Below are 2,356 nucleotides of genomic sequence, written 5' to 3' on the forward strand. Positions count from 1 at the left end.
TCAGAGACAGCCGCGTAGCGCGCCGCCCGGCGCGCCTCGGCCCGGGCGAGCAGGCGTGTGGTCAGCTCGGGCAGGGTGTCGTCGGGCATGTGGTCGGCGTTGACCAGCAGGCCGCCGGGGCGCAGCACCTCGCGGACCTCGGCGTAGAGCCCGGTCAGCCGGTCGGCGGGCAGCCAGTGCAGCGCGGTGGCGGTGAGCACCGCGTCGTAGTCACGGTGCGGCAGGGCGTCCACCCAGTCCGACCGGTTGAGGTCGGCGGTGACGATGGTGGCCCGGTCGCCGAGCGAGGCGGTGGCGAGGGCGAGCAGGGCCGGATCGAGGTCGACCAGGGTCACCTCGGCGTCGGGGAAGCGGCGCAGCGCGCGCAGCGAGATGGTGCCGGTGCCGCCGGCCAGGTCCAGCAGTCGTGGCGCAGCGGTGGTGTCGCGGACCGCGTCGACCGCGTCGAGCATGGTGGTGAAGCGGTGCTCCCGGTCCGGCAGGTACGCCTCCTGTTGCCGGTCCCAGCTCTCCTGCCACGCGGCGGCATCGGTCATGTAAGGACTCATGGCGAGCAGGCTAGTTACATCGGCGGGTCGGTGTCCAGTCTTGTTGCCAATAATGTGCAACTGCGAGACAATGGCGGGGCGATGATCAGTGCCGGGCCGGATCGGGGACACCGATCCGGCCCGGTCGTCGTCACGGGACCCGCCGCGCCGGACGCTCCGGGCGGCGGTGGCATGATGGCGGTCCCCGGGGCGCAGGGCCCCGCCGACCACGCCGGGAGCCAGGTGGACCCGCGCACCGCCGCGCACGAGATGTTCGAGGCCGACGTCGCGTCGAACCGGCTCGGCATCGAGTTGGTCAGCGCCGCGGGCGGCGCCGCGGTGGCCCGGATGCGGGTCACCGACAGCATGGTCAACGGCCACCGCATCGCCCACGGCGGCTTCGTCTTCCTGCTCGCCGACACCGCCTTCGCGCTGGCCTGCAACAGTCACGGCCCGGCCACCGTCGCGGCCGGCGGCGAGATCACCTTCGTCCGCCCGGCCCGCGAGGGGGACGTGCTGTCCGCCCGGGCCACGGAACGGACCCGGTACGGCCGCAGCGGAATCTACGACGTCACGGTGAGCCGCGCGGACGGACAGGTAATCGCCGAGTTCCGGGGTCACAGCCGGGTCCTCCGGCCGGACGCCGGTGCCGGGGACGGCGTAACGGCTCCGGCGCGGCCGGACGGCGCACCGGAGTCGGCGTCACCGGACGGCGGACGGGCCGGGGTCGACCGAGACTGACCGCGCCACCCGCGCGCGGCGGTCCGACGGTGTCGGTGCCGTCCGGCACGATGAGCGGATGGCACATGTCGCACTCTTCCACTCCGTGTACGGGCTGCGGCCCGCGGTGCGGGACGCGGCCGACCGGCTGCGCGCCGCCGGACACCAGGTGCACGCGCCCGACCTGTACGAGGTGCCTGCCGTGGACACCGTCGAGGAGGGGTTCGCCCTGCTGAGCCGGATCGGGCAGGAGACGGTGCTGGACCGCGCCCGGGCCTCGCTCGACGGACTGCCGCCCGACACCGTGCTCGCCGGGTTCTCGATGGGCGCCGGGGTGGCCGGCGCGATGCTGGCCGAACGCCCCGACAGCGGCGGCCTGCTGCTGTGGCACGGCACCGGTGGCGCCCCCGCCGACGTCCGAGCCGGGCTGGCCGTCGAGTTGCACCTGGCCGATCCGGACCCCTACGACCCGCCGGGCGAGGTCGACCAGTGGCGGCAGGAGATGACCGGCGTCGGCGCCGACGTCACCGTCTACGGCTACCCGGGGGCGGGCCACCTGTTCACCGATCCGGCCGTGTCCGACCACGACCCGGCCGCCGCCGCGCTCGCCTGGGAGCGCGCGTTGGCCTTCCTGGCCGATCGCTGACCCCGACCACGCCGATCCCGACCACGCCGATCCCGACCACGCTGACCCCGACCACGCTGACCCCGACCACGCCGATCCCGGCGCCGCCGTGCCTGCCCCCGGTCGCGCCGCCGATGCCGGTCGTGCTGCCGATACTGGTCGCGCCGTCCCTGCTGGCCATGCCGTCCCTGCCGATGGTGTCTTGCCTGCCGACCGCCCCGGCCGTACCGCCGATGCCGGCCGTGTCGAGCCTTCCGCCGGTGCCGGCTCGGGGCCGGCGTCGGAGGTCGGGACACCGGCCCGGCGGGTGAAGGTGGCCAGCGTCGCCCGGGGGAGCCGGGCGACGGCGACCTCCCGCAGCGCCGGATCGACGAAGGCGTGCCCGCCGGTGGGCAGCCGGACGAGCAGGCCCGCCCCGGTCAGGGCACGCAGGGCCGCCTCCACCTGCGCCGCCGCCCAGCCGAGTGCCCGGGCCAGATTGGCG

General features: G+C 75.4%; 2 protein-coding genes and 1 pseudogene. 2 read left to right on the forward strand and 1 reads right to left on the reverse strand.

Going from position 1 to position 2,356, the window contains the following annotated elements; translation table 11 throughout:
• Nucleotides 1-548 (reverse strand): trans-aconitate 2-methyltransferase (locus tag EYA84_RS30685; protein ID WP_131057702.1); only part of this gene is annotated, 548 nt, incomplete at its 3' end.
• Nucleotides 549-719: 171 nt separating this feature from the next.
• Between EYA84_RS30685 and paaI the strand changes: the two are divergent.
• Both paaI and EYA84_RS30695 read left to right on the forward strand, forming a co-directional pair.
• A pseudogene (gene paaI / locus EYA84_RS30690) lies at nt 720-1,160 on the forward strand (hydroxyphenylacetyl-CoA thioesterase PaaI); the annotation flags it as partial.
• A gap of 166 nt (nt 1,161-1,326) precedes the next feature.
• Complete coding sequence (locus tag EYA84_RS30695) at nt 1,327-1,893, forward strand: dienelactone hydrolase family protein (protein WP_131057704.1); 567 nt, start codon at nt 1,327-1,329, stop codon at nt 1,891-1,893.
• Nucleotides 1,894-2,356 lie beyond the last annotated feature (463 nt).

Origin of the sequence: Verrucosispora sp. SN26_14.1, from assembly GCF_004307965.1 — a bacterium.
In the GTDB taxonomy this organism is placed as follows: Bacteria; Actinomycetota; Actinomycetes; order Mycobacteriales; family Micromonosporaceae; genus Micromonospora.